Raw genomic sequence first — 12463 nt, 5'->3', positions numbered from 1 at the left:
CATGGGATACGGAGATCCGCAGCGTTCCCGCCGCGCGAGCGGAGACGCGCGTCCCGCCCCCGACCGGGCGCGGCCCTCGTCCCAGCCGGCATCCCCCGCCGGACCGGGCGGACGCAGCGTCCGCCTCGCCCCGGCTCGGTCCTCCTCGCCCCGACCTCAGCACGAGGAGGGGCGCACGGACGCCGGGCGCCGCCGCGATACGGGCTCTCCCGCACCCTCCCGCACCCGCCGACAGCCGGCGCCGCACCGTCCTTCGAACCGGCGGCAACCCGGTCGGCAGCCCGGTCTCATCTCCACGGTGATCGGCGCCATAGCAGATACCGTCGCCGGCCGCCCCATGCCGGACAGGCCGCCGAGCGCGTCGCGCACCCGCGGTCGCCGGCCCGGCTCCCAGCAGCTCCACAGCACCTTCCGATCGGGGTCCGCCGCCCCGACGGACAGCTCCCTGCGCTCGCGTCGCAGCGTCGACGGACTCCGCAGGCCGCAGGAGCGCGCGGGCGGGCGCCGTGCGGGCGGTTCGGTCATCGGGCGCCCCCTGCATGGAGGCACGCGCCGACGCCCGTACGGCCGCGGGCACGGGTACGCGCGGGGCCGCGCCCGCGTCGAGGCCCCGCTGTCGCCGGTGCGGATCGCCGCCTTTTCCATCCTGCTCTGCCTCGTCCTCGTCTTCGCGACGGCGATCCCGCTGAAATCGACCGCCGGGATCGCCCCGGAGGACGAGGCGCCGCTGCTCGACATCCCCCTGCTCTCCCCCACGGCCTTCCCCGTCTCGACCCCCGTCTCCGAATGGGCCGAGGGAGAGATGCCCCACCTGTACCAGACCGATGCCGCCTGGTCCACCGAACCCTACGGCGGCGGGACCGTCGCGGCGAACGCCTGCGGGCCCACGGCGATGACCATGCTCTACGTCTACTTCACCGGCAGCGACCTCATGGATCCCGGCAGCATGGCCGCCTGGGCGGATGCCAACAACTACGCGCCGACCGGCGCCACCGAATGGTCCTACATGACCGAAGGCGCAGCGGCGTTCGGGTTCTACGCCGAGATGGTCGACCCCACCCGCAGCATCGTCGAGGGAGCCCTGCAGGATGGCAACCCCGTCGTCTGCGTGGTCGGGCCCGGGGATTTCACCAACCTCGGCCACTACATCATCCTGAAAAGCATCGACGACCGCGCGATGGTCGACGTCTACGACCCCAACAGCCCCGAGAACAGCGCCCGCAAGTGGCCGCTCGTCCGGGTCCTCAACCAGACCGAGGTCGCCTGGGTCTACTCGGGGTAGGCGCCTCGCCCGGGCCGCCTGGTTCTATTCGGGGCAAGCGCCCCGCCCATCCCCCTTGGGAACATGACGGACGGTCGCCCTCACGGCCGACCCCAGCGGAAGCCCTCCGGGTGCCCTGGCCGGACGAACCCCGGCGGCCGGGGAACCTCCACACCCCTTGACCGGACGGCTCGCAGCAGCCGGGGAGCCCCGGGCCCTTTGAGCGAACAGCTCGCATCAGCCGGTGAGCCCCGGGCCCTTTGACCGGACGAACCGCGGCACCCAGGGAAGCGTAAGCACGGCGCGAGACACACAAAACCATGTCGCATCTGACACCGGCCCTCCCTGTAGAGGGGGCCGGTGTCAGATGCGACATGCTTCGCCCCGATGCGGCGGCGGCAATGGGCGGGACGCGTCGGCCCGGGGCCGCACCCCCGGCCGGGAGCCCCGGATACGGCAAACCCCGACGGCCGCGCGAGGCGGCCGCCGGGGAAAGGAGAGGAAAGCGGGTTTGGCGGCGCGGGCCCGGGCAGGGACCGCGCCGGGGGCGCCGCCCCGGCCGGAAGGGTGCGGGGGCGGCGCGGAAAGGGGCCCTAGGCGTAGATGCGCGTGCCGGACAGGCCGGCCATGGTCTCGGCGGCCTTCTCGAGGGCGCCGATGATGCACACGCGGCCCTTGCGGGAGCGGGCGAACTTGATGGCGGCGCGGACCTTGGGCTCCATGGAGCCCTTGCCGAACTGGCCCTCGTCGGCGTAGCGCTCGGCCTCGTCGGCGGAGATCTCCTCGAGGTCGCGCTGGTCGGGCTTGCCGAAGTTGATCGCCACGTGGTCCACGGCGGTCAGCAGGAACAGGACGTCGGCGTCGCAGTCCTCGGCGAGCAGCTCGCCGCCCATGTCCTTGTCGATGACGGCGGCCACGCCCCTGTAGCAGCCCTTGTCGGCGTAGTCGCGCACCACCGGGATGCCGCCGCCGCCGCAGGCGATGACGATGAACTCGTTGTCGAGCAGGTTGAGGATGGAGTCGGCCTCGACGATCTTCTTGGGGTCGGGGGAGGCCACGACGCGCCTCCAGCCGCGGCCGGAGTCCTCCACGAAGGTCATGTCGGGGTTCTCGGCCATGATCTCCCTGGCCTGCTCCTCGGTGTAGAACGGGCCGATGGGCTTGGTCGGGTTCCTGAACGCCGGGTCGTCCGGGTCGCACTCGATCTGGGTCACCACGGTGGCGGCGTGCCAGCGCTTGTAGCGGCGGTGCATCTCGCGGCCGATGCCCTGCTGCAGGTGGTACCCGATGTAGCCCTGGCTCATGGCGCCGCACTCGGGCAGGTCCATGGAGGGGGTGCCGATGGCGTCGTGGGCGGCGGCGAAGGCGTTCTGGATCATGCCGACCTGCGGGCCGTTGCCGTGGGTGATGATGATCTCGTTGCCCTGCTCGATGAGGCCGAGCAGCGCGTGGGCGGCGTGGTTGACGCGCTCGATCTGCTCGGCGGGCGTGTCGCCCAGGGCGTTGCCGCCGAGGGCGACGACGATGCGGTCGGGCTTGCCGAAGGGCTTGGACATGGTGTTCCCCTTTCTTTGGTAAGGAGCGCGACCGGGGGCCGCGTCATTTCCATTACCTGATTGAGTATACTCAGAAAGCTAACTTTTATTCATTTGGCTGAAGTAGTTCGGGTAAACGGTAGGTTTTTGGCCCCCAGCGTGAATCTTTGCCAAGATTAGTCATTCCCACAGGTAAATACACTTATCTAAACCATATATCAACCACAATAAACCCCGCTTCACATCGTATACCGCTTCTCGAGCTTCAAGATTTTTATGCATATGCATTCTATTTCATACACCGATGCGCCGGTTTGCTAAAGCGCGCGCTGCCCAAAGCCCGCAGTGCCCTTCCCCGAAGACGCGACGGCACCTCGGCTGCGAGGTCGACGGCGGCACCGCCGGCCACCCCTCCCGGAGCATCCGGTGCCGTCAGACCGGCCCGAGCCCCAAGGGAAGCCCGCAGCGCCCTCCCCCGAACGCGTGCACGGGACCGCACCGATACGGAACGAGGGGCGCACCCGGACCGACCGGATGCGTCCCTCGGCAACCTATCTCGATGCGCGCCGCGGCACGCCGCCCGCGCCTCGCCGCCCCGATCAGTCGAGGGGACGGATGAGGATGAACGGCGTGAGCTCGGTACCCTGCCCGGCGGGGTTGTCCGCGATCATCGCCTTGAGCTCGTCCTCCGACCACGGCAGGGACGACGACTTCCCCAGGATCTCGACGTTGATGTTGTTGGCGTCGACGACCATCATCCGCACGCCGAGCTCGCGCTCCACCTCGTCGCACACGCCGTCGGGGTCGGCGGGGATGCGCACGCCCATGTGCGCGTAGGTGTCGAACTCCGCCCCGTAGAAGCCGTCGAGCCCCGCGACCTCGCGACCCGTCATCTCGTAGAACACGCCCGTGCGCCCGAAGAGCTTCGCCACGCCCGCGCAGATCGCCGCCCACAGGACGCGCGCGGCCCCGCACTCGTTGATGGCGAACTGCATCTTCGCCGGGTGCTTCACCCCGAACGCATCCGGGGTCCGCTGGCGAACGGCGCGAGGAACCGCGCGAGCAGCCCGGGCTTCACATCCTCCTCGTAGACCACGCGGCCCTGGCACAGCGCCACGACCTTCTCGCTGGAACTCAAAAGGTCGCCGGGCTGCCACACGGGCAGGACGTACTCGCGGATCAGGTCGAGATAGCTCTCCCCGATCTCCACGAACCGCGTATGGATCGCATGCCGCGCGTAGCGCCGCCCGCCGACCTCCACCTCGACGGGATGGCCCTCGTTCATCGTGAGCTCCATGGTATGGACTCCGTTCCTGCTGCTTTCCCGGCAGCGCATCTCCCACACCCATTGATTAACCCACTTGGAGCGAACTTTATGTCAAGCTCCGGAAACCCGATGGCAACATCCCCGGCGCACGCGAGCGCCGCGGCCCGCATACGACGGCGGACCGCGGCGCTCGCGATCGGGTGCTCTTCGGTTGTGTCGCGCGGCGCCCCGGCGTTCCCGACGGGGCGCCGGCGGCTCGTGCGCTCTAGTAGGCCAGGTGCATACCCGGCGCACGCAGCTCGGACAGGCGCTTCGCGTAGGCGGCGCGCACCTCGGGCTCGTATGCCAGATGCACCGAACCCTCCCCCGTGACGTTTTTCAGCAGCCAGGAGGTGAAATCGGGATTGAGGGGCAGGATCGGGCCGATGATCCAGGTGGCGATCAGGTTGTTCACGCGGAAGCCCTCGAAGGAGCTGTGCTCGTCAAGGCCCCAGCCGACCTCGTCCTTCAGGAAGTACGAGCGCCTGTTGTCGCCCTCGATCTGCGTGAACTGGATCTTGAAGCCCACGACGTCGATGGGCTCGGAGCCGTCTGCGGCATCGAACTCGCCCACCTGTACGCAGAGGTAGCGGGAGGCCATGTCGCGATGCGCCACGGCATCGATGATCCCGAGTCCGGCGACCGAACGGCCCCGCGCGTCGACGATCTCGCGGCCGAGCACCTCGGGCGCGTTGCCGGTGAACAGCATGAAGACGCCCTCGTCCACGAGCTGCGCCAGGCGGTCGCGGTACGGGCGCAGGCGCTCGATGACCGTCTCCTGCTGCTTCTCGGTCATGCCGCACATGACGATGAGGTCGGGGCGCTCGGTGGCGAAGTAGGGCACCGCGCCGTGGGAGGTCTCGACGAAGGTCGCATCCGGCAGGCAGGCGCGCAGGTACATGACGTTCCCGTTATCGCCCGCCTGGTTGCCGTACTCGGGGAACAGGACCTCGATCACCGGCTTGCGGGGCGCGGGGGCGCACGCGGAGGCGCGAGGGGGCTTCCCGTCAACAGCGTCCCCGCTCCCGGACCCTGCGGGCTCCCGGTCCGAAAGACACACGGCGTCCTCGCCCGAGGCGTGCGCGGCGCCCCGGCCCGCCTCGATGCGCGCGATGAGGCGGCTGCGGCTCTTCTCGACATCCGCGCCGTTGAAGATGTCGTACGCCCAGAACACGGAGTCGGCGAGCGACAGGTCCACGGCGTCGGCCGCCTCCTGAGGGGTCTTGACCATGACGAGGCGCGCCGGGTCGACCCCCGCCAGGCGGAGGCGGACCAGCAGGTCCTCGCTCGTCACGCCCTGGACGACGACCTGCTTGATCGCAGGGTCGGTCAGGTACTCGAAATCGGACTGGTAGTACCAGCCGATGTACTCGGTGGTGGTGGGGCTCTCCGCCTTGTGCGCGTCCGCGAGCATGAGGATCACGATCTTATCGCCCGGCTCCCGCCGGATGGTGTCGAGCGCCACCGAGGTCGCGGTGCTGTTCTCGCCCTTCGACGCCAGGGCGACGAGGCGCTTCCCGCCGACCTCCTGCTCCGCGTACCGGGCCGCGGTGACGTTGATCCCGCGCTCGAGCGAGGCGGCGATGGCCTCGGGCGCGAGCCCCATCTCGCGCGCCACGACGGTCGCGGCGAACAGGTTGTAGAGGTTCGTGATGGAGTACACCCCGAACCGGTAGGTGTACGTCGGCGCACCCGGCGCCGCGTTCTCGCGCACCGTGAAGGTGTGCGCCGCGCGGTCGACCGAGACCACCTCGTACGCGGGGTCGGGGTTGGCGAAGCCGCACGAGGTGCAGTGCGCGCGCCCGAGGTGCCGCAGGTGGCAGTAGTCGTACTCGAGCCTGCCGCCGCACTCCGGGCACGCCGTGAGGTCGCAGGCGATGCCCTGGGGCTCCGGGGTGTCCTCGGCGAGCCTCCCGATGGAGAAGTAGACGCGGTTGCGGTTCTGCGGGGCGAGCCGGCAGCTGATGAGGTCGTCCGCGTTCAGGATCAGCTTCGTGTCGGGCGAGATGTGCTCGCTCATGACCGAGAAGATGAAGTCGGGGTTCGCGTTGCGCGAGAAGGAATCGCGGTACAGGTTGGTGACCAGCAGGATATCCGGCGTGACATGGGGCAGCACGCGGCGGAACGACAGCTCGTCGAGCTCCATGACGGCCGTATCGACGCGCTGGTGCCCGGCGAGGGAGGCGTTCTTGATGAGCGTGCTCTCCACGCCGGCGATCACGTTGCCGCCCGCGCGGTTGTCCACGTGGCGCACGCCGTTGTCCGTCAGCAGGTCGTTCAGCAGGTTGTTGGTGGTCGTCTTGCCGTTGGTCCCCGAGACGAAGACGATCCGCCGGGGCTTCTCGATATGCGCGAGGAAGACCGGGTCGATGCGCTCGGCGATCACGCCGGGCATCTGCCCCGCGTTGCGGCGCATCAGCTTGAGGCCGGCGGCAGCGGCCTTGGACGCCGCCAGGGCGAGGTGGAAGCGAGGGCCCCCATGCCCCCGGGTACCGTCGTTCACTACAGCTTTCCCTTCTGCAGGCAAACAGTGCCCCTGGATTATACGGCAGGCCCCGACACCCCAAGACACCTCCACCCTTTCAGCGGGGGCTCACCATAAGTCCGAGCGCTCGGACCGGCCCCGGCGACCGCGACGGGTGCCGGACCGGACCCTCTTCCCGCCCCCGAAGTGCAGCCAGCCGCGGCGGTGGAAGAACAGCACCTCGAGCGCGGCCACGAGCGCGCAGACGGCGATCACCAGCACATAGCCCCACGGCACGCGCGTCATCCCCATGTTGGGGAAGTTCATCCCGTACCAGCTCGTGATGAAGGTGAGCGGCATGAAGATGGTCGCGATGACCGTGAGCCACTGCATGACGCTGTTCTGCCGGATGTCTATCCCCTCCTGATAGAGGCTGTGGAGCTGCAGGCTGTGATCCTGCAGGGACTCGAGACGGGCCGAGAGGCGGTCGAGCTGCCTGCCGAGCGCGCGGAAGCGCTGGCGGTCGGCCTCCCCGACCAGGTCGTCGCCCTCGTCCGCCAGCTCGGACGCCATGTCGGACATTCCCTGGTAGAGCGCGTCGAGCCCCAGGAGACGCCGAGAGTCGGACATGAGGAGCGCGCGGTCGATGCGGCCGCGCCCCTCGAGCAGCCGTTCCTCGAGCAGCTCGAAATCGCGTCGCACCTCTGAGAGCATCGCCGGGTGGTCCCGCACCGTCCGGTGCATGAGCTCGCACAGGACGCTCGCCGCATGCGGAACGGGGACGGACTCCTCCGCGAGGTCCCCGAGCGCGCGCATGCACGCCTCGGGTTTGCCGACCAGGCTGAGGCTGTCGCGCCCGAGCACGAACAGGACGCGCGCCTGCGCGAGACCGCCCCGCTCGGGAGCGGGTAGGGCGAGCAGGCCCACGACGCCCTCCGGCGCGCGCTCGGCGAAGGGCACCGACGCATGGGGCAGCTGGCGCAGCACCTCGCGCACGACCCGGTCCCCCGCGGGTGGTATGAACTCGGACTCGTCCATCACCTGGATCGGAAACGGTCCCGCGTCCGCCGCGCAACCCCGGCCCGGATCCGCCGCCGCGGCGCGGACGATCCGGCCATCCTTGAGCTGAAACGTCTTCATAGATCCCTCCTGCACCTTATCGGAGGTTGTACCCGAAAGCGCCCTGCTGCGACCGGGGCGCACGGGAGCAGGGACCCCAAAGCGCCCCTGCGACCGGGGCGAGCGGCAGCAGGGCGCGTCGCCGTCCTCGGTTTCCGCCGACCCCCTGCGGCCGGGGCGGTCCCGGCTACTCGCCGGCCATCCTCCCCGCTGACCCGAAGCCGCCCGCGTCCTGGGCGGACGCCGCCGCGGCAGACGGGGCGGCGGATCGGGGGCGCCGCGGATGGGCCGCGACACCCGGCGGCACCCCATCAGGAAGCGGCGTCCCCGGGGTCGAATCCGTATTTCTCCATCTGCTGCACGACGACCCGCGCCCGGGAGTCGGCGGCCTGCGGGTCCGCTGCGAACAGCTCCGGGGCGTTCGGGAACCCCGCCATCAGGGCGCACTCGTAATCGCTCATGTCGGATGGGTCGCACCCGAGATACCCGGGAGCCGCCTGCCCGATGCCGGTGTAGCCGGAGCCGAAATACGACGAGTTCACATACAGCTCGAGGATCTCGCGTTTGCTGTAGCGCGCTTCGAGGTCGAACGCCATGAAGACCTCGGCCACCTTGCGCTCGAAATGCTTGTCCTGCGTGAAGAACAGGTTCTTGGCCACCTGCTGCGTGATGGTGCTCCCCCCTTCGCGCAGGCTCAGCGTGCGCAGGTCGTTGAACGCAGCGCGGCAGATGGCGATGGGGTCGATGCCGCCGTGCTCGTAGAACCTATGGTCCTCCACGGCGACCACCGCATCGAGGTACGTCTGCGGCAGCTCGTCCAGCTCGGTGTACGTATCGGTCGCCCGCAGCTCCTCCACGGTCTGGGAGATCGGCCGGTCGGCGAGGGCTTCGCGGTACATCCCGTAGCCGCGCCAGACGGTCAGCGCGCACATCGCGATGACCGCGACCAGCGCGATGACGAGCACCCGTCTGATGATGCGCGCGAGTGTTTTCATCGTCCGCCCTCCTCGCCCGTCATTATCCCAAAGGGATGCGCGAGGATGCGCGCACGGTGCCTTATGTTTCGCTAACGGTTTTGCAAGGTTGCGCCATACGGACGGCGTCGCGTCATCCGGGGCGGGAAGACCCCCTCGGTCCGGCGGCGTCGCGTCATTCTCGCGCCCCACCCGGTAGGGCCGAGCTGCTCGACCCTCCGCATGGCGTCCTCGCACCGTCCGCGTCACCCGCTCAGCGGCGCCGCACCCTCCGGGCATGCCCCACCCTGCCGTACGGCGTCGTCCTCACCCCCACCCGGCGGCGTCGCGTCGTTCGCGTTTCCCGAGCTGGCAGAAAATCACCGTTTGGGGGAAGGGAGAGGCGCGGACCTGGCGCGGGCATCGCCTGGTGAGGCAGTCGTTATGACCGTATCTTTCGTTTTGGCTGTTTTCGATGATGCGTTTTCCGGGTCGAAGAGCCGATGGGGAAAGGCCGGCGATCCGTCGAGCATGCGCCGACGCCCCGTTTCCGTCGAATCGCGGGTGCGACCCTCCCCCAAACGGCGATTCTCTACCAGCACGGGGAAAACGAACGAACCTGCGCCCTCGCACGCTCGCTGGGGAACGCTCGCGCGTTCCCGCAGCCTCGCGACCTCACCGGTTCAAGTCCCCGCGAGGGGCCCGCGAAATGAAAAGGCCCCGTCACCGGGGCCTTCAACATTCTATGGTGCGGGCGAAAGGACTTGAACCTTCACGGGGTTGCCCCCATATGGACCTGAACCATACGCGTCTGCCAATTCCGCCACGCCCGCGTGCTGTTCAATCTTAGCAAAACGAATCGCAAGTGCAAGAAGTTTTTGAACGAATTTTTCTTCCCGCGGAGAACGGCACTCGCTACTTATCGGATGTCAGATGGATGGCGAACCCACCGATCTCGCGCTTGAAGTACACCAGGCGCGTCGAGCCGTCCGGGTTGAGGGCGCGGGACTCCTCGTTGATCTCGAAACCGCGCGCGGCGAACCAGCGCTCGGCTGCGACCATGTCGTCGACATGGAAGCCGATATGACCGCAGGTACCGCGGCCGCATCCCTTCATGGTCTCGACGAGGGTATCCGAGAAGACGGAGACCGGCGTATCACGGGCAGACAGCCCCATGAGGAGCGAGAACTCCTCGGCGATCCGCGCCGCCTCCTCCGGGGTCTCAGCGTTGACACCTACATGGGCGATGTACATTCCAAACAGCTCGACAGGGTTCTCGCTGGTTTCCGCCATGACGGCTCCTCTCGATCGCGATGGTGCGGAACGGCTCCGCGCCTGTATTGTACTGTGCGCCGCCTACCGCGCCATGGTCTCCAGGATAAACCGCTCCGCGTCGGCGCGGCCGCGACCGGTCAGGAACGGCACGCCGCTCACGTACTCGCACGTGACGCCGACCGGCGCGATCGTCGTGGCGATCAGCAGGTCGGCATCCGCGCACTCCCGCGGCGTGTCGTCGATCGCGCAGCGGACCAGCTCGTAGGAGCCCGCGTATCCATGCGCGTCGAGCAGCTCGCCCACGCGCAGCGCCACCATCGCCGAGGTGGCGACGCCCGTCCCGCAGGCGACCACGATCTTCTTCATACGGGCCTCCCAGCCTCCAGGTCCCCGCACCGCCCCGCTTCGGGCACGGCGCCGTCTTCCCCCATCATACGTGCCGCACAGCGCGGGCGACAGGCCCTTGTGCTCTGCACATCGATACCATTTGCGCGATAATGTCGTTTCGCTCGAACACCGCCGTCGCTCGCCGCGCACCCGCAACGCCGCACCGCACCGTCTCCGGGAGGATCCATGGACCCGATCAGAATCCTGACCATCGTCACCATCGCGATGTTCGCCGTGCTCGCCGTCATCACGGTCTTCATCTCCATCCAGAAGCGCACCATGTTCGCCAAGCTGGGGCAGCTCCTGGAGGACGGAAAGTACGACGAGTTCTTCCGCCTTATCGATTCGCGGATCGCGCGGCTGGTCTACCCGGACTACAACCGCAGCTACTTCAAGCTCAACGCCCACATGATCAAGGGCGATTGGAAAGAGGCGGAGAAGCTGCTCGACGACCTGCTCGCACGCAAGGTGAGCGACGAGCAGCGCGCCGACCTCGTCATCAAGGCGTTCAACATCTACATCAGCCTGAGCCGGGGCAAGAAGGCCAAGCGGATGCTGGACGAGATCGAGAGGCTCGACAGCGCGAAGTACGGCGACTCCCAGCAGGACTGCCGCATGATGTACGACATCGCGATCCTCAAGCAGTACAACTACATCGACCGGATGGAGCAGGCCCTCGACCGCCTGCACGGCCCGGCGCGCGGGCGCATCGAGTACCTGCTCGCGCTCCAGTATCAGAACAAGGGCGACATGGCGAAGCGCAACGAGTACCTCGCGCGCTCGACGAAGGCCATGCGCGAGGCGTCCGAGGACCGGAGCTAGCCGCGGGCCGCAGGGCCGGCGGGACGGCGTCGGCCCGCGCCCGCACCCGCGCGCTGCGCGATCAGGCAGACGGCGAGCACGACGGGGAACACCGCGCCGGCGAGGATCCCCGCCCCGAGGTTGCCGCCCGCGGCATCGGACACCATGCCCACGAGGGTGGGTCCGGCGGAGCATCCCAGGTCCCCCGCCAACGCGAGCAGCGCGAACATCGCCGTCCCCCCGCGCCGCAGGGCCGCCGAGGCCCGGCTGAACGTACCCGGCCACAGAACGCCGACCGAGAACCCGCACAGCCCGCATCCGACCAAGCTGAGCGCCGGCAAGGGCGACAGGCTCGTCAGCAGGTAGGAGGCCGCGCACAGAAGGGTGCTCGCGAGCATCGTGCGGCCGAGGTCCCAGCGGCTGCCGATCTTCGCGTACAGAAGACGTGCGGTACCCATGAGCAGGGCGAACATCATCGGGCCGGCGAGGTCGCCCATGGTCTTGCCCACCTGCAGCCCGCGTTCGGCGAACGCGGAGGCCCACTGGCTCACGGACTGCTCGCTCGCGCCGGCGCACAGCATCATGACGACGAGCACCCAGAACACCCGGCTGCCGAGCAGCTCGCCCACGGACATCCCCGCATCCCCCTCGTCCAAGGGCTTGGCGATGGGGGTGCGCAGCAGCACCAGGGCGTTGGCGAGCGGCAGGACCGCCCACGCGCAGGCGAGCAGACGCCAGCTGGAGACGCCCACGTACGCGAAGAACACCGTGGACAGCAGCACCACGCCCACACTGCCCCAGCAGTAGAAGGAATGGAGCAGGCTCATGGCGCTCGCCTTGTCGTCGGTCGGGCACGCCTCGACGATGGGACTCACGAGCACCTCGATGATCCCGCCGCCGATCGCGTAGACCACCACCGCGGCGAGGATGCCCGCGAACGGGTCGACCGACTGGGGCAGGACGGTGAGCAGCACCAGCCCGACGGCGGTCAGGATATGCGCGGCGACGATGGACGCGCGGTAGCCGATCACGTCGACGAACCGCGCCGACAGCAGGTCGACCGTCAGCTGGACCGCGAAGTTGACCGTGATGAGCAGGGTGATCTGGGAGAGGGGTATCCCGAACTCGCTCTGGAAGGTGACAAACAGCAGCGGCACGAAGTTGTTGACGACCGCTTGGACGATATACGCGACGAAGCAGGAGACGAGCGTCGTCCTATACGTGAATCCCATAGCTCCCCCGATGCGGGGCGCGCGATACGGCCCCGTTCGCTCCCATAGAATCCGGGCAACTATACAGCAAGGGGCGACCCACTGTCGAGTTGTTCGAACAAGGAAACGCGAAGGGCCCCGCTGCCGGGGC

Annotated in this window: 11 protein-coding genes and 1 tRNA gene; 2 read left to right on the top strand and 10 right to left on the bottom strand. The window is 68.5% G+C overall.

Annotated elements, in window-relative coordinates; translation table 11 throughout:
• Nucleotides 1-622: 622 nt before the first annotated feature.
• Complete coding sequence (locus tag PHA29_RS01850) at nt 623-1282, top strand: C39 family peptidase (RefSeq protein WP_270847759.1); 660 nt, start codon at nt 623-625, stop codon at nt 1280-1282.
• A 572-nt stretch (nt 1283-1854) separates the two neighbouring features.
• Here the strand turns inward: PHA29_RS01850 and arcC are convergent.
• From arcC to PHA29_RS01805, 9 genes are all read right to left on the bottom strand, one after another.
• The gene (arcC, locus tag PHA29_RS01845; RefSeq protein WP_270847758.1) at nt 1855-2817 is read right to left on the bottom strand and encodes a carbamate kinase; all 963 of its coding nucleotides are present in this window, start codon (nt 2815-2817) and stop codon (nt 1855-1857) included.
• 578 nt (nt 2818-3395) lie between these two features.
• Nucleotides 3396-3791 (bottom strand): hypothetical protein, encoded by a 396-nt coding sequence (locus PHA29_RS01840; protein WP_270847757.1) that lies wholly within the window; start codon nt 3789-3791, stop codon nt 3396-3398.
• 14 nt (nt 3792-3805) lie between these two features.
• Nucleotides 3806-4093 (bottom strand): hypothetical protein, encoded by a 288-nt coding sequence (locus PHA29_RS01835; protein WP_270847756.1) that lies wholly within the window; start codon nt 4091-4093, stop codon nt 3806-3808.
• 235 nt (nt 4094-4328) lie between these two features.
• Nucleotides 4329-6605: a MurT ligase domain-containing protein gene (locus tag PHA29_RS01830; protein ID WP_270847754.1), complete on the bottom strand. Its 2277-nt coding sequence runs from the start codon at nt 6603-6605 to the stop codon at nt 4329-4331.
• Nucleotides 6606-6695: 90 nt separating this feature from the next.
• Nucleotides 6696-7706 carry a CorA family divalent cation transporter gene (locus tag PHA29_RS01825; RefSeq protein ID WP_270847753.1) on the bottom strand — a complete coding sequence of 337 codons (1011 nt, stop codon included), beginning with the start codon at nt 7704-7706 and terminating at the stop codon, nt 6696-6698.
• Nucleotides 7707-7996: 290 nt separating this feature from the next.
• On the bottom strand, nt 7997-8680 hold the full coding sequence (locus tag PHA29_RS01820) for a biosynthetic peptidoglycan transglycosylase (RefSeq protein WP_270403917.1): 684 nt from the start codon (nt 8678-8680) through the stop codon (nt 7997-7999).
• A 704-nt stretch (nt 8681-9384) separates the two neighbouring features.
• Nucleotides 9385-9471, bottom strand: a tRNA-Leu gene (locus PHA29_RS01815).
• Between the two features lie 82 nt (nt 9472-9553).
• The gene (locus PHA29_RS01810) at nt 9554-9931 is read right to left on the bottom strand and encodes a VOC family protein (protein ID WP_270847751.1); all 378 of its coding nucleotides are present in this window, start codon (nt 9929-9931) and stop codon (nt 9554-9556) included.
• Between the two features lie 63 nt (nt 9932-9994).
• Nucleotides 9995-10279, bottom strand: coding sequence for a PTS sugar transporter subunit IIB (locus PHA29_RS01805; protein ID WP_270403914.1), 285 nt, complete (start codon nt 10277-10279; stop codon nt 9995-9997).
• A 207-nt stretch (nt 10280-10486) separates the two neighbouring features.
• On the opposite strand from PHA29_RS01805, the gene PHA29_RS01800 reads away from it, so the two are divergent.
• The gene (locus PHA29_RS01800; RefSeq protein ID WP_270847749.1) at nt 10487-11122 is read left to right on the top strand and encodes a hypothetical protein; all 636 of its coding nucleotides are present in this window, start codon (nt 10487-10489) and stop codon (nt 11120-11122) included.
• Here PHA29_RS01800 and PHA29_RS01795 read toward each other — a convergent pair.
• Nucleotides 11119-12333, bottom strand: a complete 1215-nt coding sequence (locus tag PHA29_RS01795) for an MFS transporter (protein WP_270847747.1) — start codon at nt 12331-12333, stop codon at nt 11119-11121. The genes PHA29_RS01800 and PHA29_RS01795 overlap by 4 nt on opposite strands.
• Nucleotides 12334-12463 lie beyond the last annotated feature (130 nt).

Origin of the sequence: Candidatus Collinsella stercoripullorum, from assembly GCF_027669965.1 — a bacterium.
Lineage (GTDB): Bacteria > Actinomycetota > Coriobacteriia > Coriobacteriales > Coriobacteriaceae > Collinsella > Collinsella stercoripullorum.
This window is presented reverse-complemented; position numbering and strand designations above follow the sequence as displayed.

What these genes read in the sequence shown, in the direction of transcription:
- arcC (WP_270847758.1), bottom strand. Translation starts at nt 2,817, where the DNA reads ATGTCCAAGCCCTTCGGCAAGCCCGACCGCATCGTCGTCGCCCTCGGC.
- PHA29_RS01840 (WP_270847757.1), bottom strand. Translation starts at nt 3,791, where the DNA reads ATGCAGTTCGCCATCAACGAGTGCGGGGCCGCGCGCGTCCTGTGGGCG.
- PHA29_RS01835 (WP_270847756.1), bottom strand. Translation starts at nt 4,093, where the DNA reads ATGGAGCTCACGATGAACGAGGGCCATCCCGTCGAGGTGGAGGTCGGC.
- PHA29_RS01825 (WP_270847753.1), bottom strand. Translation starts at nt 7,706, where the DNA reads ATGAAGACGTTTCAGCTCAAGGATGGCCGGATCGTCCGCGCCGCGGCG.
- PHA29_RS01820 (WP_270403917.1), bottom strand. Translation starts at nt 8,680, where the DNA reads ATGAAAACACTCGCGCGCATCATCAGACGGGTGCTCGTCATCGCGCTG.
- PHA29_RS01810 (WP_270847751.1), bottom strand. Translation starts at nt 9,931, where the DNA reads ATGGCGGAAACCAGCGAGAACCCTGTCGAGCTGTTTGGAATGTACATC.
- PHA29_RS01805 (WP_270403914.1), bottom strand. Translation starts at nt 10,279, where the DNA reads ATGAAGAAGATCGTGGTCGCCTGCGGGACGGGCGTCGCCACCTCGGCG.
- PHA29_RS01800 (WP_270847749.1), top strand. Translation starts at nt 10,487, where the DNA reads ATGGACCCGATCAGAATCCTGACCATCGTCACCATCGCGATGTTCGCC.
- PHA29_RS01795 (WP_270847747.1), bottom strand. Translation starts at nt 12,333, where the DNA reads ATGGGATTCACGTATAGGACGACGCTCGTCTCCTGCTTCGTCGCGTAT.